At 52.8% G+C, this 727-nt stretch carries 1 tRNA gene and 2 rRNA genes; all 3 read right to left on the bottom strand.

From position 1 onward, the window contains the following. Positions 1-15 precede the first annotated feature (15 nt). A tRNA-Asn gene (locus BVJ53_RS14885) sits at positions 16-88 on the bottom strand. Positions 89-95: 7 nt separating this feature from the next. Continuing rightward, positions 96-212 (bottom strand): 5S ribosomal RNA (gene rrf, locus BVJ53_RS14880). A 194-nt stretch (positions 213-406) separates the two neighbouring features. Then, positions 407-727, bottom strand: a 23S ribosomal RNA gene (locus BVJ53_RS14870); the annotation flags it as partial.

The following is a 727-nucleotide window of genomic DNA, read 5'->3' as shown; positions in this document are numbered from 1 at the left end:
ACTCTCCATAAAAAACTCCGGTTGTCAGGCTCGAACTGACGACAACCTGATTAACAGTCAGGTGCTCTACCAACTGAGCTAAACCGGAATAAACAGCGTGGCAGCTTCCTACCCTCGCAGGCAGTTTCCCACCAACTACTCTCGGCGTGAAGAAGCTTAACTTCTGTGTTCGGCATGGGAACAGGTGTATCCTTCTTGCTATCGCCACCACACTTATGAGAACTTTGCGCTCTCAAAACTGGCTATCATTGTTGTGTTGTTTTGTCGAGACACGACGTATTTCATCGAAACGCGTTCACCGGCGCAGAAGCCTGCGTGTAAGGACCTTGGTCGCAATGGCAAAGACCGCCATTACGCCCAAGCCCGCTTACACTCCCGCTTCTAACCGCGCCGCTTCACGCTCTACTTGGTTAAGTCCTCGACCGATTAGTACTGGTCCGCTCCATGCATCGCTGCACTTCCACTTCCAGCCTATCTACCTGATCATCTCTCAGGGGTCTTACCTCCATATAGGAATGGGAAATCTCATCTCGAGGGGGGCTTCACACTTAGATGCTTTCAGCGTTTATCCCTTCCGTTCATAGCTACCCAGCGATGCGCCTGGCGGCACAACTGGTACACCAGCGGAACGTCCATCCCGGTCCTCTCGTACTAAGGACAGCTCCTCTCAAATTTCCTGCGCCCGCGACGGATAGGGACCGAACTGTCTCACGACGTTCTGAACCCA

This window comes from Lacticaseibacillus chiayiensis, from assembly GCF_004123795.1.
Lineage (GTDB): Bacteria > Bacillota > Bacilli > Lactobacillales > Lactobacillaceae > Lacticaseibacillus > Lacticaseibacillus chiayiensis.
This window is presented reverse-complemented; position numbering and strand designations above follow the sequence as displayed.